This window comes from Bradyrhizobium algeriense (assembly GCF_036924595.1).
GTDB classification, from domain to species: Bacteria; Pseudomonadota; Alphaproteobacteria; order Rhizobiales; family Xanthobacteraceae; genus Bradyrhizobium; species Bradyrhizobium algeriense.
Window position 1 is genome coordinate 4,381,886 of the sequence record NZ_JAZHRV010000001.1, and the last position, 25,799, is coordinate 4,407,684.

Genomic DNA, 25,799 nt, shown 5'->3' on the forward strand with positions numbered 1-25,799 from the left:
ACTTAAACACAGGTCTGAACCATGTTGCACTGCCCAAGAACCATCGTGCGTACAATAGTTTATTCGGGAGTTTTTTTGGCCACAGGTCTTACCGTTGCGCTTGCCGCCGACCCCACAGGTGACTGGAAAGTAGCCGATGGTGTGGCCAACATCCGCGTCGCCCAATGTAGCGGCAACATGTGGGGCGTCGTCGCCTGGGAAAAGACGCCGGGCGGCAAGGACAAGAATAATCCTGATACCGCCAAGCAGAGCCGGCCGACCTTGGGCATGCCGATCCTGATCGAGATGAAGAAGAAGCCCGGCGTCGATGCCTGGGAAGGCCAAGTCTACAACGCCAAGGACGGACAGCTCTACAGCTCCACGATCAAGCCTGTCGGCACCGACCAGCTCGAGATTCAGGGCTGCGTGCTCGGCTTCCTGTGCGGCGGTGAAACCTGGACCCGTGTCGGACCGCCGATTCCCTCGAGCCCTGCCAACAGCATGGCCAAGGGTGCGCCGAAGGGACCAGCCGGCGCGCCGCCCAAAACCGCAGGACCTGCGCCGACGGCGCCGAAGACCACGGGTGCGGTAAATCCGGCACCCGCTGCGGCGAATCCTGCGCCCGCGCCGAAGGCTGCGCCCGCTCAGAAGCAGGCGGCGGCCACGGCGACCCAGCCCGCCGATATCGGCGATATCTGCCTACTTCCCGACATCGCGCGGTTTGCCCATTAGCGCCGGCTGGAACAGCAGCACCGCGGCCAGCGTGATGACGAACGACAGCGCCAGCAATTTGCCCATGCTGGCGGTGCCGGGATGACTGGATAGCCACAGGCTTCCGAAGGCGGTCGCGGTCGTCAGCGCCGAGAAAAAGATCGCGCGCGTCAGGCTCGACTGCAGCAGGTTCGTTCTGCCCTCGCGCCAGGCCGTGACATAATAGATCTTGAAGGCGACGCCGACGCCGAGCAGCAGCGGCAATGCGACGATGTTGGCGAAGTTGAGCGGCAGCCCGATCAGCACGCAGAGTTCCAGCGTCACCGCGCCGGCCACCAGCAGCGGCACCATCGTCATCAGCACGTCGGAGATCCGCCGCAGCGTCAAATAGAGCAGTAGGCTGATCACCAGCAGCGCCCAGATGCCGGCATGGATGAACGCCTTCACGATGGTGTCGCCGGATTTGAGGATCGACACCGGCCCGCCGATCGCATTCGGCTCGGCCGCCAAAACCGCATCGGCAAATCGGCGCAAATTGTCGTTGTCGTTGGGATCACCCTTCGGCAGCGCCTCGACGCGAATCAACCCATCCTTGGATTTCCAGCTGTTCAGCAGTTCCGGCGGCAGCGTCTTGAGCGTGACGGGGCCGGCCTGCATCGTGTTCCTGAGCTGATCGAATACGATCTTGAGTGGGGTGACGAAAATGCCCTGCGCCTTGTCGCGCGTCGCCTGGTTGCTGCCGGCAAGTTTCGACAGCGCGTCCGCCAGCCGCCGCGATGCGACCGCGCCCGGCCCCTTGCCGTCGCCGGCGGTCCTGCGCAGGCTGTCGACTGAACTCTTCAGCGCCTCCACATTCTCTTCATCGGTGGGCGCGGCATCGACAGAATCGGGATTGAGCGCGGGCCCGACCACCCTCGCCGCCTTCGCGATCAGTTGCAGCTTCGCCGGCTGATCCTCAGGCACGAAACTGTCGATCGACATCACGCGCAGGACTTCCGGCAACTTTCCAAGCCGCGCCTCGATCTTCTTCGCTTCCGCTTCCGAGGTGGTCAGCACGTTGATGGCGTTGGCGCCGGTGTTGGGGTCCTTGCGCAGGTCGAGGAAGGTCGCGATCGATTCAGCCTTCGGATTGCGCAGGTTGATCGGGTTGAAGTCGAACTTCATGAAATAGAGCAGCGGCAGGCCGGCCACGACGAGGAGCAGCGTACCAACGACGATGATGACGCGATGCTTTTCGAGGAACTCGTCCACCGGCGCCAGAAACGCGTAACCGACCGGCTCGCTTTCGCCGGGCGGGTGAAGCAGCTTCAGCATGGCAGGCAGGGACGTGATGCTGGTGATGAACGCGATCAGCATGCCGGCGCCGGCGATCTTGCCGAGTTCGGAAATGCCCTTGTAGTCGGTCGGCAGGAAACACAGGAAGCCAGCGGCGGTCGCCATCGCGGCGAGCGAAAGCGGCACCGCGCAGCGTCTCGCCGCGCTCTCCAGCGCCAGCGCCAGATCTTCGTTCTTGAAACGCTCGGAACGGTAACGGACGCTGAACTGAATGCCGAAATCGACGCCGAGGCCGACGAACAGCACGGCAAAGGCGATCGACAGCAGGTTCAGCGACCCCACCATCATCAGGCCGACCGCGGTCGTCAGCGAAAGGCCGATGAACAAGTTCACGAACACCGCGAAGATGATCTTCGAGGAGTGCAGCGCCATCCAGAGAATCACGAGGACGATGAGGACGGTTGCGACACCGTTGACGATCGCGCCGTCCTGCACGGTCGAATATTCCTCATTCGCGATCGGAACCGGGCCGGTCAGCCGCACCCGCGCGCTGTACTGGCCTGCAAAATTGAGATCGGTCGCGGCCTGCCGGATCGCGTCGGTCGCATCCTTGCCAGGTTCCAGTTCGCTGTAGTCGAGCTTCGGCTTGAACTCGATGAAGGCGCGGCGATCGGCATCGGTTAAAGGCTTATCGCTGGTAAGTTCGCGCCAGGAGAACGTCGCCGTCCCCTTGTTCAGGATGTCCTCGACCGTCTGGCTGATCAGGTTGAAGGGCCGTTCGGTATTGTCGAGCTTGACCTGCCCGCGCTTGACGCCAGCAAGCCCGGTCTCCAGCGCGCCGGTCAGGCCGCGGATCGAGGGATCGCCGGCCATGATCTCGATCAGGGGCGCGGCGGCTTCGAGCTGGCCGGCGACCTTGCCGACTTCCTCCACCGGCAGGAACAACAGCCCGTTCTTTTCGAAGAACTCGCCGGAACCGAGCGGCTGCACCGATTCGAAATGCTTGGTGTCGCCGGTCAGTTTTGTGGCCAGCGCCTTGCTCGCGGCGCTGGCGAGCTCGGGCGTCGGGGCTTCGACGACGGCGAGAATCAGTTTTTCGCGATCGAACGCGTGCTCGAACTGATTGTCGCGCTTGCGCCAGTCGAGGTCGGGCGAAATCAGCGTGTTGATGTCGGTGTTGATGGCGAAATGCCGGGCCGCATAGTAGCTCGCCCCGACCGCCAGAAGCAGCGAGACGATGACGACGAGAGTGGCAAACCGCGTACAGGTTCTGACAATGGCGACAACAATACTGGTCAGCACTTCGTTTCTTTCTAAATCTCAAGGAGAGCTGGGCGAAAACGCCCGCTGTCTAGCGGAGTTCCCGAAGCCGATCTAATGTTGTTTTGGTTACTTGCCCAAGGGTTCACAAGGGTTCAAGCGAAGGCCGCCAAAACGGACCGGACGGTGTTCGGGGGCCGGTATAGCCCGTCCGAAAGGGCGATAAAGTGACGAACCGGTAAGGAACAATGGTTCTCATAAGCCGCTTTTAGGTATTTTATTACCTACGGCTTGGTAACCATTGCGCGATGCACCTTTTCCAGCCGCACAATTTTTGACACATAGTCCTGCGCTTCCATCTACTTGGGTGGGGATTACCTGCGGGTTCCGGTCATGGTGCGGATATTGCAGATCCGGATGTGACCGGCTGCACGGAGACCTTTGGGTGAATTTGCGAATTCAGTACCTGGTGCAACAGCGTAATGGACATCCCATGGAAGTGTATCTAGCGCAGCCCCGCGGATTTTGTGCGGGCGTCGTGCGTGCCATCGAAATCGTTGAGCGCGCGCTCGAGAAGTACGGTCCGCCGGTCTATGTTCGGCACGAGATCGTGCACAACAAATACGTGGTCGAAAGCCTTAAAGCCAAGGGCGCGATCTTCGTCGAGGACCTGTCGGAGGTTCCGCCGCTGGCGGTAACCGTCTTCAGCGCCCACGGCGTGGCCCGCAGCGTTGAGGAGGAGGCCGCCGCCCGCGGCCTGCCCGTCCTCAATGCCACCTGCCCGCTGGTCACCAAGGTCCATAATCAGGGCAAGCGGTATATGTCGAAGGGCCGTACCCTGGTATTGATCGGGCATGCCGGCCATCCCGAGGTCGAGGGTACCATGGGTCAGGTTCCGGGGCCGGTTCTGCTGGTCCAGAACGTCGACGAGGTGGCGGCGCTGACGCTGCCGACCGACGCTCCGCTGGCCTATATCACCCAGACCACCCTCAGCGTGGACGACACAAAGGACATAATTGCCGCCCTTCAGGCCAAATTTACAGATATTCAAGGCCCCGACATCCGGGATATCTGCTATGCGACACAGAACCGCCAATCTGCGGTAAGGGATCTAAGTAAGCTGGTGGACGTCATTTTGGTGGTGGGGGCCGCCAATAGTTCCAACTCAAACAGGCTTCGCGAAATCGGCACCGAGGTCGGGGTCGCGAGTTATCTCATTGCCGACGGGAGCGAGTTGAACCCCGATTGGCTGAAGGATGCGAAAGCCGTCGGCATTACGGCGGGCGCCTCGGCGCCCGAAGTTTTGGTCGACGACGTGATCGAGGCTTTGAGGCGTATCGGACCCGTCAAGGTGTCGGTACTTCCCGGCCGGGAAGAAAATATCGAGTTCCGTCTTCCGGCCGAACTGACTGCGGGTTGATCCACTTCAAGAGTTCCAAGTCTGGGCTCCAGGCCCAGACTCAAGTCCAGAAAGAAAATCTCTCAAATGGCAATACCGTTCTTCAAGGAAATGCGTATCGGTGGCTATCTGATCAAGCAGAAGCTGCTTGGCCGGAAGCGCTATCCGCTTGTGCTGATGCTGGAGCCGTTGTTCCGCTGTAACCTCGCTTGTGTCGGCTGCGGCAAGATCGACTATCCCGACGCGATCCTCAACCGCCGCATGTCGGCTCAGGAATGCTGGGACGCGGCCGATGAATGCGGCGCACCGATGGTGGCGATTCCCGGCGGCGAACCGTTGATCCACAAGGAGATCGGCGAGATCGTGCGCGGCCTCGTGGCGCGCAAGAAGTTCGTCTCGCTGTGCACCAACGCGCTGCTGCTGGAGAAGAAGCTCGATCTGTTCGAGCCCTCGCCCTATCTGTTCTTCTCGGTGCATCTCGACGGCCTCAAGGACCACCACGACAAGGCAGTGTCGCAGAAGGGCGTGTTCGACCGGGCGGTTTCCGCGATCAAGGCCGCGAAAGCGCGCGGCTTCACCGTCAACGTCAACGCCACGATCTTCGATGGCCATCCGGCGGAAGAGATCGCAAAATTCCTCGACTTCACCACCGAGCTCGGTGTCGGCGTCTCGATGTCGCCGGGCTACGCCTATGAGCGCGCCCCGGACCAGGAGCACTTCCTCAATCGCACCAAAACCAAGAAGCTGTTCCGCGACGTGTTCGCGCTCGGCAAGGGCAAGAAGTGGAACTTCATGCATTCCGGCCTTTTCCTGGACTTCCTCGCAGGTAACCAGAGCTACGAATGCACGCCCTGGGGCATGCCGGCCCGCAACATCTTCGGCTGGCAGAAGCCCTGCTATTTGCTCGGCGAAGGCTACACCAAGACCTTCAAGGAGTTGATGGAGACGACGGACTGGGAGACCTACGGCACCGGCAAGTACGAGAAGTGCGCCGACTGCATGGCGCATTGCGGCTACGAGCCGACGGCTGCCAACGCAGCCCTGGTCAATCCGCTGAAGGCGATGTGGGTCGCGCTGCGCGGCGTCCGCACCACGGGCCCGATGGCGCCCGAGATCGATCTCTCCCAGCAGCGTCCGGCGCAGTACATCTTCTCGGCCGAGGTGCAGAAGCGCCTGTCCGAGATCCGCAAGGACGAAGCGGCTGCGGCAGCCGCCAAGCAGCAACAGAAGGCATCCACCGCCGCCTGAGCGGAACACAACAAAAGATTTTTGGGCCCCGGTTCAGGCGAACCGGGGCCCTTTCTTTTTTGCGTGTCTCTCAGACTGTCACGGAACGACCGCTACTTCGTCCGAGTCCGCAGAAGCAGATTCTCGATCTCTGCCGCGCGCCCAGCACTGAGTGTGCCACGCTCGATTCCGAGCGGCACATTGCGGAGGGCCAGTTCGCGGTACAATGCGCCCGAGGAAGGAAAGCGCTCATCCAATGCTTCGAGGTGCTTGAGGATCGTTCCGATGTCCCCGCGCGCCACGCAGCCACCCATGCCGTTGGCCAGTCCGCCGTCAAGAACGGCCGCGACCGTTCCCCTCAGCAGCGGCATCATGGCACGCAGCGCGTCGGCCTCGCTGGCGCCAAAACTCTTCCAGAGTTCGACGCCTTCCTTGAGCAATGCGATCAGGAACGGACCGACATAGTAGGCCGAGGCGTGATAAAGCGCCCGCACGCCGGCCGGCAGCGCCAGCGGTTCGCACCCGATGCTGGTGGCGAGCCGTTCCAGGTCACGCCTGAAATCGGGGTCTGCTTCGATGCCGACGGTGCATCCCCGCAAACCCTCCAGCGCGACGTCGGGATTTGCAAACATCTGCATCGGATGGAATCCGCCGGTTACGGCACCGCTGGATTTCGCGTGACCCAGCGCGGTCAATTCGGTTGCTCCGCTGCAATGGACGACGCGGTGACGTGGCTCCCAGCGCAAATCGCGGCAGACCGGCAGGATCGCGTCGTCACTCACCGTCAGGAAGAGCACATCACAATCGTCCACGACATGTTGCGCGTGCGGCATCGGCCGTGCTGACGGTACCCGGGATCCCAGGCGCTGCGCCGCATCGGAGCCACGGTTGTAGAAAGCCGCGACGTTCAGGTTCGCGCGGTCAAACGCCGGCGCGAGCGTTTGCGCAACACGGCCGGCGCCGATGAAGCCGATTCGCAACGCCGCGAGCTCATTGCTCATTGAGCGTAGCTCCCGTCGATGCGGTCGAGCTTTCGCAGCAGCGCCGGCCATTCCAGCAGCCCGTAACCGGCTTGCAGATTTTGCGCCGCCTCATTCAATACCGGATTGGTGTCGCGCTCATTGTCCAGCGTGATCTCGGTGCCCGCGAAGCAGGTCACCGTGTTGCCGATCGCCATTTCTGTCGGCGCGTGAAGCGGCCGGCCGCAACCGAGCGCGTCTATTTGTATCCGGCAAGCCTGCTCCAGCCAATAGATCGCATTGAACGCCTGTGGAATCGTGTTGCCACAGACCAGCAGACCATGATTGCGCAAAACCAGTACGTCGTTTCGGCCGAGATCGGCGACGACCCGGTCGCATTCGTCCCGATCGATCGCCGGTCCCTCGAAGTCGTGATAGCCGATCCGCCCGTGAAACCGCATCGCCGTCTGGGACAGCGGAAGCAGCCCTTCGGCGAGCGTGCTGACTTCCGTGCCAGCCCTGGTGTGGGTATGGAGAACGCACTTCACGTCGGGCCGCGCCCGGTGGATCGGGGCATGCAGATAGAATCCGGCGACGTTGACGTTGTAGCCGTGATCGGGCTGCAGCAGAGTTTGCCCCTCGATGTCGATCTTGACGAGGCTCGACGCCGTGATTTCCTCGTACAGCATGCCATACGGATTGATCAGATATTGGTCGTCATGCCCCGGGACCTGTGCACTGATGTGGTTGTAGATCAGGTCGGTCATTCCATAGAGCGCCACCAGGCGATAGCACGCCGCGAGATCAACCCGCGCCGCCCACTCCTCTTCCCCCACGGTGGCCCGGATATCGTTGACAGAGCGAACTTCGGTTTGACGCATGTTACCTGGCCCGCAACCGCGGTCCCTTTCTAGTGGCGGATGACGGAGGCACGCTCCACGATCTGGGCAAGGCCTTCCGACGATGGAAGAGCGCCGAATACGTGCATCCCATCCATGCCCAGCCTGGATTTCACGAAGAGATCGGCGGCATCGGCATCGCCATGCTGCAACATCTCGGCAGCCTGCAACGCATGCGCCATCCGGGTAACCAGCGCCCTCGCATGCCCGTCATCCGGGTATCGTGCACTCAACCGGTCGGCGAGATCTTCCGTGCTGCTGTCGTAGATCCGGTTGAGGCCCCTGCTCGCACGCAGTTCGTCGACAAATGCGTCCCGGCAGCGTGCATCCCGTTGCATGGCCCGCAGAACGTCCATGCACATCATGTTCGAGGTGCCCTCCCAGATCGAATTCAGCGGCGCCTCGCGGTAAAGGCGCGCCATCGCATTCTCCATGATGAAGCCGTTGCCGCCGTGCACCTGCATGCACTCGTAGCTGAAAGAGGGTGCCCGCTGACAATTCCAGAACTTCACCACGGGCGTGGCAACCCGCGCCAGCAGCCGTTCGTGTTCACTGGTCTGCAGGCCGTCGGTCGCCCGCGCGACCCGAAGTGCGCCAAGCATCGCCGCCTCGCTCTCAAGTGCGAGGTCGGCGAGCACATTGCGTTGCATGGGAAGCTCGGACATGGGCTTGCCAAACGCCGTTCGCGTTTGCGCGTGGTTCAATGCCAGGCTCAAGGCTTGCCGCATCAGCCCGGCGGATCCTGCCGCAAAATCCAGCCGGGTCAGATGAGCATGCGAAAGGATTTCCCTGATGCCACGCCCTTCTTCGCCGACAAGGATCGACCACGTGTCGTGGTATTCGATTTCGCTCGAAGCGTTTGAACGGTTGCCGCACTTGTCCTTCAAACGCTGAATGAAGATGCGGTTGGCGCTGCCGTCGGGCAGCAGGCGCGGCACGAACAGACAACTTACGCCGGATTCGGTCTGAGCCAGCGTGTAGAACCCGTCGGCCACCGGCACCGAGAAAAACCATTTGTGGCCGGTGATCGAATAGATCTCGCCACGCGCACCGCGTTCGATGAATCGTGCGGTGGTCTGGGTTTCGCGCAGATCGGAGCCGCCCTGCTTCTCGGTCATCGCATAGCCGATGACCGCCGCACGCTTGGCTTCGATGGGAAGCCGCCGCGGGTCGTAGTCCGCCACCAGCGTTCGCTCCCGCCACGTCGCAAATTGCGGTTTGCCGGAAAACCCCGCGATCGCGGCGTAAGCCATCCCGGTAGGGCAGCCGACGCCGTTCTCGATCTGATTCCAGAGGTAACTCAGCGCCGCACGCGCCAAATGTCCATTCGGTTCGCTCGTCGACCAGGCCAGACTATGGACCTCGCTTTGGAACGCCAGCGCCATCAATTGATGCCAGGCCGGATGAAACTCGACCCAGTCATTCCGGTTGCCATACCTGTCATGGGTCAGCAGTTTCGGTTCGTGCTCGTTGGCAAGTCGCGCGGCCTCCTGCACGGAATCGCAGCCGGCATGGGCGCCGAGCGCAGAAAGTTTTTCCCTTGCCCACGGCACGATCTTTGCGATCAGGCCGCTCAGCGCCCGATCGTCATCGAACGCGTTGAAACCGAGGGCTGACCGCGCCTGATTGCGGACTTCGTGGGTCGCAAACGGACTGGCTTTCGCTTCCGCGACGGCAACCGGCTGGACGCGCGCATTCATGCCGAAACTTTCGATACCAGGGTCAATTCAGGCGTGGCGTGCCGAAACAGCATGCGCGCGGAAAGCCCCGCGATGGCTTGTGCGATCGACTTTGCCGCTTCGGAATCGGGAGCCGCTTCCGGCGCCAGGGGACCGACGAGGGCCTCCATGAAAGCGCCGGTCACGCACGATGCCGCAACGTTCGCGTCGATCTGGATGAATTCGCCGCTGGCGATGCCGCGCCGGACAAGCCCGGCGATCTGATCGGCGAGCGCCGCCCGGTATTTCAGGCGCGCCGCGTCGATCTCCGGCTCGCATGGTTCGGCGATCAGCGCGTAGGCCAGACGGCGGCCGCGCATCGCGCGTATCGAGAAGGTGTAAATCGCGTCCACCAGACACTGGGACGCAGATCCCTCCGCCTCGACGATCGCGGCGACCACGGCAACCTCACGCTCGGAAACCAGCCCGAGCACTTGCGCGTACAGGTCCGCCTTCGAGTCGAAGTAGCGGTACACACTGCCGGTAGCCACCCCCGCCCGTGCGGCGATCAGGGCGATCTGGGCATCCTTCCACCCGCTCAGCGCCACGGCATCGCGTGCGGCATCCAGAATGCGCGCTTTGGTTTCAACGAGTTGATTGAGGCGAACTGCAGCAATTGCCATAATGAACCTTAATTCATGAATACAGGATCATAATTCATCCTTGAGCGAATGCCGGCGCTTGTCAAGTATCCCGGCGGGTTCCTGCGATCGGAAAAGCGACGCCAGTTGCGAGGAAGGCTTCGGCGTGTCGCCCGGGATCAATGCATCTGAAACCAACGCCACGCTCAGAGGCGCCAGGGACGCGAACGCGCTTACCCAGCCCCGCATCTGAATACGGCGAGCCAAAGCCTGATGATTTTGGGTCGATGCATGCGCGCTCGCACCATCTCCGTCATCCCCACGCAACGGCTTCGCCGTTGTCGCTGGAGGTGCGAACCTTGCGGTGCACTTGCACGGCTGGGCGAGCCTCGAAGGATGAGCGGCAAGTTCTTTTAACAAGAATTGGCCGCCGCCCTGCGAGGGCCGTGCTGCGCGCGGCCAGCCTCTAGGTGAACGCACTTGCGTTCATTCCGGGGTGAACACACTTGCGTTCATCCCCGGGTGACGGATCACGTTGATTTAAGCTTGGAATGCGGAACGTCATCGGAGCTGGCCGCCCGTGCGCGCTTCAGGGCGAGGCAGCTATTTTCAAGGCCCCGGTTCGAACCAACCGGAGCCTTTCTCTTTAATTTGGTGCTTTCTGAAAAGCCGGCGCGGATCAGACCGCCGCGGTGGCGAGCCCCTCTTCGCCGTGCAGGAAGCCGCGGCAACCACGCAGGGAGCGCAGCGCGCGGTTGAAATCGATTCCCGTGGAGACCAGCGCGCGCAGCGAGGTGGGATTGCGCGCCACCCCGCGCAGCACCTTGCGGAGGTCGATGTCGCCGTTCGGCTTGATGGCGCTCATGGCCAGCGCTGGAAGCGCCCGGCTGGCGGGATCGGAGATGACCCGCAGCGCCGCGAACGGCAAGCCGGCCTTGGCCGCATAGGCCGCGGCAATATGACTTTCCATATCGACCGCTGCCGCGCCCGTCTCCGAATGCAGCGCGGCCTTGCAGGCGGTCGCTGCAATTACCTGTTCCACGCCGGCCAGGCCACCACGGACCACGCGGCGGCGACGCAATGCCGCACTGGCGATCATTTCCTCGTTTAGCGCCAGACCTGCCAGAAAACGGGTATCGCCCGCCAGAACCTCGGTCGCCACCACCACGTCGCCCGATTTCAGCGACGGATCCAGCCCGCCGGCGACGCCGAACGAGATGACACCCCTGAAAGTGGTGGAATCCAGCGTCGCCAGCAAAGCGCGCAATTGCTGCGGGTCGCTGGAACTGCATATGACGATCATGCCGGGCCCGGCCGCGATGCGGGCCTCCTGCACCAATCCTGTTACGATCAAAACTGGCCGCGGATCATTCGAATTGCGATCAACCGAATTGTCCACGATCGCGGCGGCCCCCACGCCCAAAGTCACATCCCGACCCCTACCACCCTGCTGTTGGTGCTTCTCAAATTCCGATACCGCGCCAGCGCCCAGAGCGGAAAGAACTTCGAGTAGCCATGATAACGCAAATAAAACACCCGCGGAAAGCCTGTAGCCGTGTAACGCGCCTCGTCCCACAGCCCTTTCTCGGTCTGTGTGGCTTTTAGGTACTCCACACCCCGCACGATGGCCGGGTTTTCGACCTCTCCGGCCGCCATCAGTCCAAGCAAGGCCCATGCCGTTTGCGAGGAGGTCGACGGCGCGCCCTCAAATCCCTTGTAATCGAGTCGGTAGCTGACCGCATCTTCCCCCCAGCCACCGTCCTCGTTCTGGATCGAAAGCAGCCAATCGGCCGCCTTGCGAATCATCGGGTCCTGGTGGCTCATCCCTGCGGCATTGAGCGCACACAGCACCGACCAGGTTCCGTAGACGTAGTTGAGGCCCCAGCGGCCGTACCATGACCCTTCCGGGAGCTGGGTGCGGCGCAAATAGGCGATCCCGTCCGCGACCGCCTTGCTGGTCTCGGCAGTCTCGCCGAGCTGCGCCAGCATCGAGATGCAGCGCGCGGTGACGTCCTCGGTCGGCGGATCGAGCAGCGCGCCATGGTCCGAGAACGGGATGTTGTTGAGGTAATATTCGAGGTTGTTGATGTCGAAGGCGGCCCAGCCGCCATCGCGGCTCTGCAGGCCCTCGATCCACTCGCGGCCGCGCGAGATCGCTTCGTCGTATTCCTTGCTGCCGGACGCCCGCCGCGCCCGATCCATCGCCATCACGACCACGGCGGTGTCGTCGAGATCGGGGTAATAGTCGTTGTTGTATTGGAACGCCCAGCCGCCCGGACGGACATCGGGCGCCTTCACCGCCCAGTCGCCCTTGAGATCAAGCACCTGCCTCGGCTTCAGCCAATCCAGGCCCTGTTCCATCATCCTGATCGTATCTTCGCCGCCGGCCTCCGCCAGCGCGTGGCAGGTCAGCGCGGTGTCCCACACCGGCGAGACGCAGGGCTGGCAATAGGCTTCGTGCTCACCGATCACGAGCAGCTTGTCGATGCCCTTGCGGGTGACCGCGCGCGGCGGATAGTCCGGTCCCTTGCCGAGCGCGTCATACATCATGACGATGTTGGCCATCGGCGGATAGATCGCGCCCATGCCGTCTTCACCGTTAAGCCGCTCTTCGGTGAACGCGAGCGCCGCATCGATCGCACGCTGGCGCAGCTTCTTCGGAAACAGTGGTTCGACGACGCGCAGGATCTTGTCGAGCGTGCTGAACAGCGTGAACCAGCCCCAGCTTTGATGCGGCGCCTTCGGCGTCATTCCGACCGACTTGGGATCCTGCAGGAACAACTCGTCGACGCCGACGCCCTTGGGGTTTTTCGCCAAGGGCTTCAACGCCGCCATCACCATCAGCGGCACGATGGTGGTGCGCGCCCAGTAGGAAATCTTGTTGATATGAAACGGCGACCACATCGGCAGCAGCATGATCTCGATCGGCAACACCGGCACCGCGCGCCAGCTCAGCACGCCGTAGAAAGCGAGCAGGAACCGCGTGAAGACGTTGACGCGGGCCGCGCCGCCGTGGCTGCGGATCGCCTCGCGCGCGCGCACCATGTGCGGCGCATCGACGGAATCGCCGATCATCTTCAGCGCGAAATAGGATTTGACGCTCGCGCTCATGTCGAACGGGCCGTCCTGCACCAAGGGCCAGCCGCCGTGATTGCCTTGCGCGCGGCGCAGGTAGTTCGCGATCTTGGCTTCCAGCGCGCTGTCGACGGGCTCAGCGAGATAGTGACGCAGCAGGATATATTCGGAAGGAATGGTGCTGTCGGCTTCCAGCTCGAACACAAAATGTCCGTCGGATTGCCGATAGCCGAGCAGCGCTTCGGTCGCCGACGAGATGCTCTTCTCCAGCGCGACCGGATCGACGGTCGCGACGGAATCGACTGCAATTTTTTTGTCTACGGAAAGCATTCGCTAGACATCCCTCTATTCGCGACCGGGTTCTGTGAACCCGGTCACGCAACGTCCGTCGGGCTTTTAACGCCTCGCCAGGATCAGATCGGCGGCGCGGTCGCCCGACCGTATCGATCCTTCGATGGTTGCCGGCAATCCCGTATCAGTCCAGTCGCCGGCGAGAAACAGGTTTTTGAATGATGTCACCGCCCCCGGCCGCAGCGCGTTCTGCTCCGGTGTGGCCTCGAAAGTCGCGCGACGCTCGCGCACGATCTGCCAGGGCGGCAACGGCAGGTCGCCCTGCAGCCCCGCAGCCTTGGAGACATCCCGCCAGATCGCCAGCGCGAGTTCTTCGCGCGGCATGTCGACGAGGCGGTCGCCATTGCTGATGGTGACCGACAGCCGTTGCGGAAATGCGAACAGCCATTCCACGAGGCCACCGACCACGCCGAGGATGGGCACGGCATCGCGGGGCGGATCGAAGCGAAAATGCGCATTGACGATGGCGCGGAATTTCGACGGCGTCTTCAGGCCCGGCAACAGCGCCGCCGCCGGGCGCGGCGGCACCGCGAGCACCACGACGTCGTCGGGGCCGATCGCAATCGCGTCGCTGCCGAATTTCAACTCGCCGACGGCGTTGCCTGTCATCGCGAATTCGTGCAGCTCATGACCAAACTGGATCGAGGCGCCCTTGTCCTGCAACAGCCTGATCGCCGGCTCGACCAGCACCGCATTCAAGCCGTCGCGTGCGATCAGCGGCCGGCAGGCCTGCCCGCCCGCCAGCAGCGTTTCCCGCACGATCGCACCGGCCAGCCCCGCCGAACCCTCGGGCGGATCGACGTTGAGCGCGGCCAACAGCAGCGGCTGCACCAGCCGCTGGTACAGCGTGCCTTTGCAGGGGATCGTGTCGCCGACCAACTTTCCAGTGCCTGCCCAGATCAACGGCGCCAATGCGAGATAATCGAACAGCTTGGTATCGGGGACGCGGCGCGCCTCGTCGAACACCCATAGCGGCAATTTGCCGTCGCCGAGGTCGAGCTGCCAGCGCTGGCCGGTCATGATGTCGACAAAGGGAAACTGCGCAAGCTTCGGCCCGACCAGCCCCGCCTCGGTGCCGATCGATCTGGCGTAGGCCAGCGCATGGCGGTTGCCGGACAACAGCAAATGATTGCCGTTGTCGATGGTGAGATTGGTGGCCGCGTCGAAATAGGACCGGCAGCGGCCGCCGGCCTGCTGCGTGGCCTCGTGGACATGCACCCGGTAATTGGCGTTAGCGAGCCGTACAGCGGCCGAGAGGCCGGAAACGCCGGCGCCGATGATATGAGCGTTTTTCTGCATCAGATGATCGCGTAACGGAGAAGGATGGCGATCTTCGCCCATTTGTGGACACGGACCGGCTCACGCGGCGCGGCAAAGCCGCGGGCCAGCAACAGGTCCAGGATCGCGCGGTAATATTTCGACATGATCCGCGGCGCGCGCACCACGCGGCGCGAATTGCGTTTCATGATCTCGTCGGCCTTCTCGAAATGCTTTTTCGCGCGCTCGGCCAGCGGCAGGCATACTTTCGGCAGCGCGCGATCGACGATCACCCGATTGGGGTCGTCGGTGGTGATGCCGGCAAGCAGCAGGCTTTCGCGTGGCAGATACAGCCGGCCGAGCCCCGCGTCCTCGTCGATGTCGCGCAGGATGTTGGTCAATTGCAGCGCGCGGCCGAGATGATGGGCGAGCTGGATTCCGTCATCCTCGGGCAGGCCGAACACCCGCACCGACAGACGCCCGACGGCGCTGGCAACGCGATCGCAATAGAGATCGAGCGTGGCAAGATCCGGCGCACGAATGTCCTGTGGCACGTCCATCTCCATCCCGTCGACCACAGCGAGAAAATCCTCGCGCTTGAGGCCGAAGGTTTTCACCGAGGCGGCGTAATCTTGCAGGCGCGGCGGCGGATGACTGTGATATAGCGCATCGATGTCCTCGCGCCATTGCTGCAGCGCTGCCAGCCGCTCGGGCCGCGGCCCATCGGAATCGGCGATGTCGTCGACCTGCCGACAGAAGCTGTAGATCTGGAACATCGCCTCGCGCTGGTCGCGCGGCAGGATGCGCATCGCGGCATAGAACGAACTGCCCGACGCAGTGGTGCCGTAATCTGCGTTAGCCGCCGCCGTCTGCAACGTCATGCGCCGGCCACCGGTTTTGTCTGGGGGCGACGCCCCGCGGCGCGCCTGATCATTTCGCTCGTGATGGCGCCGATGCTCTGCACGAGCAATTCGGGCTTGCTCAAATGCACGCGCTCGCTGAGCGGGTCGCGCACCTTCAGCATGCCGACGATCCTGTCGGCAAAGGCCTGGATCACGGCAATTTCGAGCCCGAGCCGGAAATCCTTCACCTCGGCGCTGAGCGACCTGCTTTCATTGAGCAGGGCTTCGGTCCGCACCGCGAGCGCATGGAGGCATTGCAGCAGCGCCGGCTGCGACTTCGCCTCGCCCAGCATCTCAACGGTGGCGCCGCTTGCGGCCAGCGCATCGCGCGGCAGGTAGACGCGGTTGAGATTTTTGTAGTCCTTGGCGCAGTCCTGCAGATGGTTATTGATCTGCAACCCTGCGCACAGCGCGTCCGACGCGGCCCAGGTCGAGGTGCTCTCGCCATGAACGTCGAGCATGAAGCGCCCTACCGGCATCGCGGAATAGCGGCAATAGTGAATGACGTCGTCCCAGTTCTCGTAGCGCAACTTGGTGACGTCCATCCGGAACGCGACCAGCACGTCGAGCGCGTGGCGCGGCGCCATTGCACGCTCTGCAAAAGCGCGGCGCAGGCTGACCGCCTCCGGTTGCGTGTCGCCCTTGCCCAGCAACTCGGCTTCGAGCAGGTCGAGATAGCGCAGCTTGTCGTCGGCGCCGAGCGTCGCGTGATCGGCGATGTCGTCGGCCGTCCTGACGAAATTGTAGAATGCGAGGATCAGCGCCCGGTGACGCGGATGAATGATCCACGACGCGACCGGAAAATTCTCGTCGCGGTGGGTCTTTCCGGATCTCAGGTCGCTCGCGCTGGTCATTAAGAACTGGCTACATCAATCGGAATTGGCGGCATGCGCCGATGCTCGGCGCATGCCGGGAGATCGCGAGCCCCATATAGGGGAATACGTCGCCAAAACCAATGCTATATGGGCTGATTAACCCCGCCCGTGACGCGCGTCATAGAGCCGAAAATGCCGTTTCCGCGAGGGTTAACGGACGCAGCGCGTTTTTATTGGCCGTTGTTCTTGAGAACCTGGTTGCAGGCCGCGCTGATCTTGGAGCGATTTTCCTTGAGGCACGCCAGGACGGTGAAATCGCCCTGATCGATGACCGGACGGCAGAACTTCTGCACGTCACGGGTACAGGCCTTCTGCTCCTCCGCCGTTCCGCTGCGCTGTTGCTGCGCGAATGCCGCATGCGATGAGACCGAGATCGACAACAAGGTGAGGGCCAAGAGAGATTTACGCATCGTATTCCTTCATTTCGGCAGCAAGAAACCCTGTTCCCCGATTTGCGCTTTCGGCATCGCCGGAACGGATTTTGTTTGGATGGCAGTGCCGCGTAACGCAGCAACGAGCAGATGACAAGCATGGTAAATGCGGACAAATTTACGGCGACCTTGACGGCGACCTAAGCACCTTTAGTAACCGACTGATATCTAAAGTGTATTTCCGCCACACTTTCCCGGCAATTGGTTGTTGCAGACAATGCGGTGCAAAGCTAGATGCTGCGCTGACGAAGTCGGTGTGAATGTTTCGATTCCACTCGGCCGATTGCGCACTTTTTCGTGCCGAAAGCGCCGGAAACAACGCTCCGTCATTTGAACCTAAGATACTGCGGGAACACTAAATCTTCGATGCGGCGAGACGTATCTTTGCAAAGAACGTCTATTTGATGGGAAAACTACGATGAAACTGTTTGGTTCCAGCTTGTTCGGTCAGGCTCTCGCAGCTGCTGGCGTCGGCGCCGCGCTCATGTTGTCGGTCACCGCAAGCCATGCCCAGGCGGGAGGCCCGTTTGCCGGTTTTGACGGAAACTGGAGCGGCACGGGCACCGTCGCGCTGTCCAACGGCACCACCGAGAACATCCGCTGCAAGGCCGACTACAAGGTCAACGCCAGCGGGCTTGGCCTGAAGCAGAATCTGCACTGCGCCAGCGACAGCTACAAGTTCGACCTGTCGAGCGACGTCACCAGCCAGGGTGAGCGCATCTCGGGCAATTGGAGCGAGAAGAGCCGCAATATCTTCGGCAATCTGCAGGGCACCGCAGGCGGCGGCCAGATCGAGGTATTCGTCGAGGCTTCCGGATTTGCAGCCAACCTGAATTTGAAGACCACCGGCAACAAGCAGTCCGTGCAGATTGACTCCAAGGGCGAAATCCGCGGCGTCAAGATCACGATGACGAGGACCTGACGCGGCCCTTTGAAACAGTGTGAATGGTAGCGCCGCGGCGCTGCCTTTTCATTTTGATCAGCCGAATTTCCAGCTCCAGTGCGCATCGCCACGGTCGCGGCGTTCCGTCACTTCGACGCGCATGAAGCGGTCATGCGCGAGCGCTGCTCCCACCCATAATTCGTTCCAGGCATCGAACACGCGAGGCGACAGCGCCTCACGTTCCGCCATCAGGCGCCACGACGTCTGGCGCACGCTGGCGCCCAAGCCTTCCACCTGGAATTCCGCGTCGTCGTCCTGCCCGCGGGCAAGCCGGGCAAAGGCCTTGGCGAAACCCGCCGCGCCGGAATCCACGCCGCCCAACAGCCGAGCTACCTCGTCGAAGGTGTGCATCCCGACGAGCCGCGCCGCGGCGCCGGCGAGGTGGCCGCCCTCTTCCGGGCCGAGCACCCGGATCGTCTCCGGCACGATCGATGTAACGTACTCCATCGCATAATTGCGAAGCACCTTCTGCAGCCGGTCCTCCGGCCATGTGTTTCCGGGCAGGCGCGGCGCGAGATCGGCCCGGAACGGCGGACAGCGCTCGCCGGGCGAAAACTGCAGCCGCTCCTCGGGCGCGAGATCGCGGTCCCACTCCTTGTAGTAACCCTCCAGCCCCGGCTGGCCGTCGACGGTCTGCCCCGTGCAGACGAAGCCGAGCCTGGGATTGCCGAGCACGACGCCGTTATTGGCGTGCCATCCGCGCAGCATCGCCCGCGAGACTTCGGAAGGGATGCCGCAGATCGCGGTTCCGGACCAGATCCAGCGCGGCGGCGGATAGCGCACCCAGGCCTTGGTGTCGCTCTCGTAGACATACTCGACCTTCACGCCGCCGACCTGGTTCGACAGATAATGATATTGGGCGCACGCCACCGCATGTGGAAGCTGGTCGAGGCCGAGCTTCTTCAATCCGGGAAGGAAGCGCGCCAGTTGCTGCCGCCGAAAGGTTCGAAACACCACCTCGGCCGCGCGCGGTGCACCCGCCCGCGAGGCCAGCATCAGGATCAGCCCGGTGAGATAGGAATGATAGATGTGTTCGACCGCGCGGTAGGCGGCGGCATCGGCCGCAGGGCGCGCGGCTAATCCTGCAGACGTCATTCCTCACCTCTCTGCGGCAGCCGTTAGCCGGCAGCCTTTTGTCATTCAGCAGCGGCTGTTGTTCGGCAAGCCGCTATTCCGTGGGCTTGGCGTGACTGACGCCGCGAATCTTTTCCGACAAATTGATCAGGAACATCGAGGTCGGCCGCAGGATGAAGAGATCCGCGACCAGGGCTGCGATCATCGAGAACGCGCTGAGCCAGCCGAACAGCCGCAGCGACGGCAGGTCGGAAAACACCGTGACGACGAGGCCGCAGGCCAGCACCACCGTGGTCAGGATCAGCGCCGGGCCGACCAGCACGGTGGCGCGCTCGACCGCCAGCCCCGAGCCAACGCCGGGCTTGCTCTCCAGCCGCAGCCGGTTGAGGAAGTGGATGGTGGCGCTCAAGCCGAGGCCGAACGACACCGTCAGCGCGACCACGCTGGCGAATTGCAGCCCCTCGCCCAATATCCACAGCACCGTGCCCGATGCCACGACCGGGAAGATGCCAGGCAGGATGCAGGAGAACATCACCACGACCGAGCGGAATGCCAGGCCAATGAAGATCGCAACCAGCAGGAACTCGATCGTCAGGCCGTGATTGAGTTTCGAGATCATGTTGGCACTGTTGCGCGCTGCAATCGCCGACAGGCCGGTGACCGCGATTTCGAAGCCGGGATGCTCGGCGCGCACCTTGTCGAGCGACTTGTCGAGCTTGTCGATCACGGGAAGGATTTCGCTGGAATCGAGGTCGGGAACGCGCCCCGAAACCACCACCGCATCCTGATCGGCCGAGATGAAGCGACGGACCAGATGTTCCGGGATAACGCTGACATATTCCTTTAGCGTCGCGACGTCGCTGCTGCCGGCCTTTTCGGCGAGCCAGCGGCGCAGGGTTTCGAGCGACCAGACGTTGCCGACGCCGGCCGATTTCTCGACCATCGCGTGAACTTCGGCGATCGTCTTCAACGTATCCGGCGCATAGAGCGAGGCGCCCTTGGGGAATTCGATCAGCACGTCGATCGGATTGGCGCCGGTGAGCTTGGCGTCAAGACGGCTCGAAGCCGCCACCGCCTGCCGCTTGTCCGGCACCTGATCAGCGAGGCGATAGCGCGGCTCCAGCGTGGCGTAGATGAAGCCGAGGCCGGCGACGAGCAGCAATGCGAGCAGGCTGAACAGCCCGGGACGGCCGACCATGCGCACCGCGATCCAGTAGCAGAAATTGCGCAGCGCCTGCACGCCGGCATCCGCGCTCTGGAATTTTACGGCGAAAATCTTCTCGTTGCGGACGAACAATATGCCGAACACCGGCACCAGCGAAAGCACCGCGATCAGCGCGATGATGGTGGCGGCCAATCCGGCCTCGCCGAATTTTCGGATCAGTTCGGAATCGGAGAATTGCAGGGCGATGAACGAGATGCCGGCGGTACCGTGGGTCAGCACGCAAGCCGGGCCCACCACCAGCACGGCGTTGGTGAAGGCGGTCAGTTTGTCCTGGCCCGCAATCAGGCGGTCGCGCGCTGCGAAGGTGAGCTGCATCGAGTCGGAAAAACTGATCACCATGATGAGCGGCGTCATCACGTTCAGGAACATGTTGAGATTGAAACCGGCCCAGCCGAGGCCACCGAGCGCGAGCAGGATGGCGATGATCGGCGGAAAGGCCGCAACCACCATGAACGATATCTTGCGGAAGAAGATGATCGCGATGATGCAGCCGGCCAGAATGCCGAGGATGTTGTAGGTCAGCCCGTCGCGCTTGACCGCGTTGCGGATCTCCAGCTGCATCACGGGAACGCCGGAGAGCTGGGCGTTGAGACCGCTGCCCGACAGATCGTCGGCCATGATCTTGCGCATTTCGCCGACCACCTTGCCGAGATCGTTTGAGGAAACGACCTTCGGTTCGAGCGACAGCACGATCAGGGCCAGCGTGCCGTCCTCCGACAACAGCTTGCCGCGAATGATCTCGTTGGTTTTGACGGTCTCGACGAACTTGTCGTAGGCGGCGCCTTGCGGCAATTCGGGCGGGAACAGCGCGGCCGGCAGCTTGCCGGGCTCCGGCGCCTGGCGCGCCGAGAACAGCGACACCAGACCGCGCACGCCCTCGACCAGTTGCAGGTCGGTGACCATGTCGCGGATCTTTTCGAGGTTCTCGCGGGCCAAGAGCGTCTTGCCCTCGACCACGACCAGCACGTCGAATTCGGTCGCCGGGAAGCGCTTGGTCACGGCCTCGTATTGCTTGTAGTCCTTGGAATCGGAGCGGAACAGCTGGCTCAGCGAGTCGTCGATCTTGATCCGCTCGATGCCGAACAGCGCAGCCACCATCAGCGCGGCGAGAATGATCATGGACAGGATCGGCGCCTTGACCGCGATCAGGCCCATGCGCTCGAGCCCGAAGGCGATGCTCTTGCCCGGCGGCGGCTCCTCGATAGCTTCGACGTGGACGTGACTTTCGGAGTTCTTGTCGAGCATACCCTGTCCAGTTCTCACGTCGGCCTGTTTGTGCAGCTTGGTTTTATGCAGCTTGGTGGCGCGAATGCGGCTTTGCCAGCCCCCATCCGATCGGCGCTAGCCATTGAAATCACGCGGTAAATTAACCGGCGCCGTTTTACAGGGCCGGACCCCATCCGGCAAGCGCGCGCGGCGGGCGAAATCGACACGAAGGTGACGAAAATGCGCGTTAAGTCTCTGATTTGCCACACCCGCCGGCACGCCCTTGGGGGCGTTCCGGCAGTTAACGCCAACGCCAGTCGCGACGGCGCGGCGCGACCAGCTTCGGTCAATTTTTCGGGAAGCGGCGCATGCGAGGAAATCGCCCGGCAAGTGACGCGGCGCTTGCCGGAACGACGTAGCGGCCGCACGTCGGTCCGTTTCGGGCTCAATCGATCGGCCTGGCGGAGATGAGCGCGTTTCCGCTTTCGTCCTTCAGCGCCACGCCGGTGACCTGCCGCGCGATACCCTCACGCACCAGCCAGGCGATCTTGAACGCGGCCTCGTCGTAGCTCAGGCCTGCACCATGGATATTGGACACGCAATTGCGCTTCTCATCGGTGAGGCCGATGCGCGGCGCAAAGGTCAGATAGGCGCCGAGGCTGTCGGGCGCCGACAGGCCGGGCCGCTCGCCGATCAGCATCACCACCATCCGCGCGCCGAGCACGGCGCCGATCTCGTCGCCCAGCGCCACCCGCGCGCCCGATGCAACCACGACATGGCCCAACGAGATTCCCGCCTCCGTCAGGCGCGGCGCCAGATGGCGAACCAGTTCGACCGCGTGGGCATTGACGGCCGCCGGCGACAGCCCATCGCCGATCACGATCACAATCTCGCTCGCGCTGCCGCTTTGCTTTTCCAGCGCGCGCCGCGAATCTGCATCCAGCATGCGTCCGAGATCGGGACGGCGCAGATAGTCGCGCCGGTTCTGCGCCTGGCTGGAAACCTCGCCGACCTGCAGGCCCAGACCGGCCAATCCGGCAACCAGATGCGGCGCATCGAAAGCTGTGTGAACGGCATCGCGCGCCCGCGCGTGGTCGAGCGTGAAGGCAAGCAGGGCATCGGTCGGCAGGCTAGCGCCGGAGCGACCGAGCCCGACACGCGCCGGCGTCAGCTCCCGCAAGGCTTCGAGCGAGCGAGACGGCGGCGCCGGCGTTTTCATGGGCTTTACTCAGCAGGGACCGAGGCTTCGCGCAGCCGGATCGAGTAATTCGACGCATTCTGCTGGCCACTGGTGGCAGCGCGCGCAAATTCGATCAGGTGATGCGCAATCGTCGCCGAGCCAATCAGGCCCTCGATATCGCCGCAACGGAGTCGTCCCAGCGCGAACTTCCAGAACACTTTTCTGTAGTCGCCGAGCACGCCGATCTGCCAGAAGATATTGCGCAGCATGATCAGCGCGCGCCTGATGTTGGGCCAGGTCTTCATTTCAGGCGCGACCGGCACCTTGATCCGCTGTGCATAAGTGTAGTCGCATTGATACTGGTAGCGCGCGTACAGCTTCTCGGGCTGGTAGGCGATTTCCATGCATCGCTTCCAGGAATTGATGACCTGATCGTAGGGCATCAGAAATTCGACATTGGAATCGCGGCCGTCGTCGTCAACCAGCCGCCCCTCGCGCTCCAGCCGATCCCACAGCGGTGTCTTCGGCAGCGCCTGCAGCAGGTTGATCGTCAGCAGGGGAATCCGCGATTCATCGACAAAATTGAGTAGTGCATCCGCGGTACCCGGCTTGTCGGTATCAAGCCCCATGATGATGCCGGAAACGACTTCCATGCCGTAGGAATTGATGGTGTGGATGCCTTCCTGGATCGGGACCATCATGTTGTGGTCCTTGTGCATCGCGTGCAACGCGTCGGGATCGGGCGTCTCGATGCCGCAGAACACGGTGACGAACATCGCTTCGCGCATCTTCTCCAGGATCTCGGGCCGCTTGGCGATATTCAGCGTCGCCTCACAGGCGAGCCGCACGACATAGCCTGTCCTCTTCTGCCATTCGATCAGATGCGGCAGCAGATCCAGCGTGGCCTTGCGGTTGCCGATGAAGTTGTCGTCGACGAAATAAACCGTGTCGGTCATGCCGCATTCGCGCAGCCTGTCCAGTTCGGCAATGATCTGCTGAGGCGTTTTCAGGCGTGGATTGCGGCCATAAAGGCCGGGGATGTCGCAGAATTCGCACTGATAGGGGCAACCGCTCGAATACTGGATGCTGCCGAGCAGATATTTCTTCACTTCCGCCAGCTCGTAGGCCGGAATCGGAAACTCGGTCATCGCCAGGCGGTCTTTGGTCGTCAACACCACCTGCTGTTCGGGGCGCGACGGGTCGCGCGCCAGCCGGGCAATGAGTTCATTGGTGGCGTCGCCGAGTTCGCCAACATGGAGATAGTCGAACGAGGGATAGTAATCCGGGCACGCGCTCACCGACGGTCCGCCGATCGCCACCGCGAGGTCGAAGGTATGCGCGCGTCGGCAGATGTCGTTCATCTGCTGGCGCTGGATGTGCATGCCGCTGACGAACACCGCCTCGGCCCATTCGAAGTCTTCTTTGGTAGCGGGGCGAATGTTCTCGTCGATGAAGCGGACCGGCCAGTTCTCCGGGAGATAGGCCGCGATCAGCAACAGGCCCTGCGGCGGCATGAACGCCTGGACGCCATCGGTCAGGGAATAGGCGTATTCGAATGTACCAAAAGAGGAGGTATAGCGCGGGAAGACGCACAGGATACGCCGTACCGTTCCGATGCCTTCAGCTCTCATCAAATTTCCTCAAGGCTGACATGGATTTAAGCACGACATTGAAAGTTGGGCCAGAAATTCTTCAACATTGTGACAGTTAATTCTAACTCGTTGTGGGTCCTAACTCGCTGTGGGTTCAATTGGTTGCATGAAAATCTGCAAGCAGCGGGCTGCGGCCGGCGCTCAGGCGATCAGCCGCGCTGCAAATTCTGGCAGCAGACCCGCGTCGCCCGCAAGCCGGAAATCGCCGCCCGCGAGGCCTGAGCGAACCAGCCAATCGTCGAACTCCGGCGCCCGCTTCAAGCCGAAGAGATCGCGGATATACAGCGCGTCGTGGAACGAGGTCGATTGGTAGTTTAGCATGACGTCGTCGGCGCCCGGCACACCCATGATGAAGGTGACGCCGGCGGCGGCCAGCAGCGTCAGGAGATTGTCCATGTCGTCCTGGTCGGCTTCGGCATGGTTGGTGTAGCAGACGTCGACGCCGAGCGGCAGGCCGAGCAGCTTGCCGCAGAAATGATCCTCGAGGCCGGCGCGGATGATTTCCTTGCCGTCATACAGATATTCCGGACCGATGAAGCCGACCACGCTGTTGACGAGCAGCGGATCGAACGCGCGCGCCACCGCATAGGCCCGCGCCTCGCAGGTCTGCTGATCGACATTGTGATAGGCGTTGGCCGACAGCGCCGAGCCCTGCCCGGTCTCGAAATACATCACATTGTCGCCCACCGTGCCGCGGCGGAGCGACAGCCCGGCGTCGCGCGCCTCGCGTAACAGCGCGAGATCGACGCCGAAGCTGCGGTTGGCAGCCTCAGTTCCCGCGATCGACTGGAACACCAGATCGACCGGGGCGCCCTGCCCGATCAATCCGAGCGTCGTGGTCACGTGCGTGAGCACGCAGCCCTGCGTCGGAATCTGCAGCCGCATGATGATGCCGTCGAGCAGCCGCAGCAGTTCGCCGATCACGGCCGGATCGTCGCTGGCCGGATTGATGCCGATGCAGGCATCGCCCGATCCCAAGAGGATGCCGTCGAGGATCGAAGCGGTAATGCCCTTGACGTCGTCGAAGGGATGGTTGGGCTGCAGCCGCACGCTCATCCGGCCCTTCAGGCCAATGGTGTTGCGGAACGCCGACGTCACGGCGCATTTCTTCGCGACCAGGATCAGATCCTGGTTGCGCATCAGCTTCGAGACGCCCGCGGCCATTTCCGGCGTGATCCCGCGCGAGACCTTCGCCAGCGTTTCGCTGGTTGCGGCATCGGACAACAGCCAGTCGCGGAAGCCGCCGACTGTCAGCGCGGAAATGGGCGCAAAAGCCTGCGCCGCATGGCTATCGAGGATCAGCCGGGTGACCTCGTCGTCCTCGTAGGGGATCACCGCCTCGTTGAGGAATTGCTTGAGCGGCAGGTTGGCGAGCGCCATCCGCGCCGCGATCATTTGTTCCGCGCTTTCGGCCGCGACGCCGGCAAGACGATCGCCGGACCGCGGCGGCGTCGCCTTGGAGAGCAGCTCGCGCAAATCGCCGAAGACATAGGAGGTGGCACCGATGATCTGGCGATAGACCATGCTGACTTTCCCTCAGCCCCTACCCGCGCTCCATTGCGGAGCTACCTTATGCCGGGCGGATAGCCAACGCCACAGCCGAGATTATCGAGGTAACCC

At 62.7% G+C, this 25,799-nt stretch carries 20 protein-coding genes; 4 read left to right on the forward strand and 16 right to left on the reverse strand.

What is annotated here, in order from left to right; all coding sequences use genetic code 11:
• Positions 1-45: 45 nt before the first annotated feature.
• Entirely contained in the window at positions 46-711 is a 666-nt protein-coding gene (locus V1286_RS21345) for a DUF2147 domain-containing protein (protein WP_334482323.1), read from the forward strand.
• Here V1286_RS21345 and hpnN read toward each other — a convergent pair.
• A complete protein-coding gene (gene hpnN / locus V1286_RS21350; RefSeq protein ID WP_334482324.1) occupies positions 679-3,267 on the reverse strand; it encodes a hopanoid transporter HpnN in 2,589 nt (862 codons plus the stop codon). The genes V1286_RS21345 and hpnN overlap by 33 nt on opposite strands.
• A 451-nt stretch (positions 3,268-3,718) precedes the next feature.
• Between hpnN and ispH the strand changes: the two genes are divergently transcribed.
• Positions 3,719-4,645: a 4-hydroxy-3-methylbut-2-enyl diphosphate reductase gene (gene ispH, locus V1286_RS21355; protein WP_108513140.1), complete on the forward strand. Its 927-nt coding sequence runs from the start codon at positions 3,719-3,721 to the stop codon at positions 4,643-4,645.
• 66 nt (positions 4,646-4,711) lie between these two features.
• Entirely contained in the window at positions 4,712-5,872 is a 1,161-nt protein-coding gene (hpnH, locus tag V1286_RS21360; RefSeq protein WP_334482326.1) for an adenosyl-hopene transferase HpnH, read from the forward strand.
• Positions 5,873-5,964: 92 nt separating this feature from the next.
• On the opposite strand, the gene V1286_RS21365 is transcribed toward hpnH, so the two are convergent.
• The 10 genes from V1286_RS21365 to V1286_RS21410 form a co-directional block, all read right to left on the reverse strand.
• Positions 5,965-6,903 carry a Rossmann-like and DUF2520 domain-containing protein gene (locus V1286_RS21365; protein ID WP_334482327.1) on the reverse strand — a complete coding sequence of 313 codons (939 nt, stop codon included), beginning with the start codon at positions 6,901-6,903 and terminating at the stop codon, positions 5,965-5,967.
• A complete protein-coding gene (locus V1286_RS21370) occupies positions 6,849-7,691 on the reverse strand; it encodes a class II aldolase/adducin family protein (protein ID WP_334482329.1) in 843 nt (280 codons plus the stop codon). Before V1286_RS21370 ends, V1286_RS21365 begins: the two co-directional genes overlap by 55 nt.
• A 29-nt stretch (positions 7,692-7,720) precedes the next feature.
• Positions 7,721-9,409 (reverse strand): acyl-CoA dehydrogenase family protein, encoded by a 1,689-nt coding sequence (locus V1286_RS21375; protein ID WP_334482331.1) that lies wholly within the window; start codon positions 9,407-9,409, stop codon positions 7,721-7,723.
• Positions 9,406-10,050, reverse strand: coding sequence for a TetR/AcrR family transcriptional regulator (locus tag V1286_RS21380; RefSeq protein ID WP_334482333.1), 645 nt, complete (start codon positions 10,048-10,050; stop codon positions 9,406-9,408). The genes V1286_RS21375 and V1286_RS21380 overlap by 4 nt, the downstream gene beginning before the upstream one ends.
• 637 nt (positions 10,051-10,687) lie before the next feature.
• The gene (locus tag V1286_RS21385; RefSeq protein WP_417021170.1) at positions 10,688-11,437 is read right to left on the reverse strand and encodes a phosphorylase; all 750 of its coding nucleotides are present in this window, start codon (positions 11,435-11,437) and stop codon (positions 10,688-10,690) included.
• Positions 11,434-13,413: a squalene--hopene cyclase gene (shc, locus tag V1286_RS21390; RefSeq protein ID WP_334482334.1), complete on the reverse strand. Its 1,980-nt coding sequence runs from the start codon at positions 13,411-13,413 to the stop codon at positions 11,434-11,436. Before shc ends, V1286_RS21385 begins: the two co-directional genes overlap by 4 nt.
• Positions 13,414-13,479: 66 nt before the next feature.
• The gene (gene hpnE / locus V1286_RS21395; protein ID WP_334482335.1) at positions 13,480-14,733 is read right to left on the reverse strand and encodes a hydroxysqualene dehydroxylase HpnE; all 1,254 of its coding nucleotides are present in this window, start codon (positions 14,731-14,733) and stop codon (positions 13,480-13,482) included.
• Entirely contained in the window at positions 14,733-15,572 is an 840-nt protein-coding gene (gene hpnD, locus V1286_RS21400) for a presqualene diphosphate synthase HpnD (protein WP_108513147.1), read from the reverse strand. Before hpnD ends, hpnE begins: the two co-directional genes overlap by 1 nt.
• A complete protein-coding gene (gene hpnC / locus V1286_RS21405) occupies positions 15,569-16,447 on the reverse strand; it encodes a squalene synthase HpnC (protein WP_334482337.1) in 879 nt (292 codons plus the stop codon). Before hpnC ends, hpnD begins: the two co-directional genes overlap by 4 nt.
• Positions 16,448-16,638: 191 nt before the next feature.
• Positions 16,639-16,878, reverse strand: coding sequence for a cysteine rich repeat-containing protein (locus V1286_RS21410; RefSeq protein ID WP_334482339.1), 240 nt, complete (start codon positions 16,876-16,878; stop codon positions 16,639-16,641).
• Positions 16,879-17,317: 439 nt separating this feature from the next.
• Here V1286_RS21410 and V1286_RS21415 point away from each other — a divergent pair, with 439 nt between their 5' ends.
• Positions 17,318-17,821: a hypothetical protein gene (locus V1286_RS21415; protein WP_108513150.1), complete on the forward strand. Its 504-nt coding sequence runs from the start codon at positions 17,318-17,320 to the stop codon at positions 17,819-17,821.
• Positions 17,822-17,878: 57 nt separating this feature from the next.
• On the opposite strand, the gene V1286_RS21420 is transcribed toward V1286_RS21415, so the two are convergent.
• From V1286_RS21420 to V1286_RS21440, 5 genes are all read right to left on the reverse strand, one after another.
• Positions 17,879-18,937 carry a hypothetical protein gene (locus V1286_RS21420; protein WP_334482341.1) on the reverse strand — a complete coding sequence of 353 codons (1,059 nt, stop codon included), beginning with the start codon at positions 18,935-18,937 and terminating at the stop codon, positions 17,879-17,881.
• Positions 18,938-19,010: 73 nt separating this feature from the next.
• Positions 19,011-21,386 (reverse strand): efflux RND transporter permease subunit, encoded by a 2,376-nt coding sequence (locus V1286_RS21425; RefSeq protein ID WP_334482343.1) that lies wholly within the window; start codon positions 21,384-21,386, stop codon positions 19,011-19,013.
• Between the two features lie 406 nt (positions 21,387-21,792).
• Positions 21,793-22,566, reverse strand: coding sequence for an ethanolamine ammonia-lyase subunit EutC (eutC, locus tag V1286_RS21430; RefSeq protein WP_334482345.1), 774 nt, complete (start codon positions 22,564-22,566; stop codon positions 21,793-21,795).
• Positions 22,567-22,571: 5 nt separating this feature from the next.
• Positions 22,572-24,158: a B12-binding domain-containing radical SAM protein gene (locus V1286_RS21435; protein WP_334482347.1), complete on the reverse strand. Its 1,587-nt coding sequence runs from the start codon at positions 24,156-24,158 to the stop codon at positions 22,572-22,574.
• A gap of 162 nt (positions 24,159-24,320) precedes the next feature.
• The gene (locus V1286_RS21440; protein WP_334482349.1) at positions 24,321-25,703 is read right to left on the reverse strand and encodes an ethanolamine ammonia-lyase subunit EutB; all 1,383 of its coding nucleotides are present in this window, start codon (positions 25,701-25,703) and stop codon (positions 24,321-24,323) included.
• Positions 25,704-25,799: the final 96 nt, after the last annotated feature.